Below are 270 nucleotides of genomic sequence, written 5' to 3' on the forward strand. Positions count from 1 at the left end.
GATGAATCAAATTGAAGGTCGTCTAAGTGACTTAATCAAAAAACAACGTCAATCTATATTAGAGATACTCGCTCAAGTGGAAGTGAATATTGATTATCCTGAATACGATGATGTTGAAGATGCGACTACTGAATTTCTTTTAGAGCAGTCTAAAGAAATCAAACAGGAAATTAATCGTTTATTAGATACCGGTGCGCAGGGTAAAATTATGCGTGAAGGTTTATCTACAGTTATTGTTGGTAAACCAAACGTAGGTAAATCATCGATGTT

General features: G+C 34.4%; 1 protein-coding gene. It reads left to right on the plus strand.

All coding sequences use genetic code 11. The features are described from left to right. Positions 1-270: hypothetical protein (locus GUI70_RS25700; protein ID WP_497747272.1), on the plus strand; the 270-nt coding region annotated here is incomplete at both ends.

Source organism: Deinococcus alpinitundrae, from assembly GCF_009982895.1.
GTDB classification, from domain to species: domain Bacteria; phylum Deinococcota; class Deinococci; order Deinococcales; family Deinococcaceae; genus Deinococcus; species Deinococcus alpinitundrae.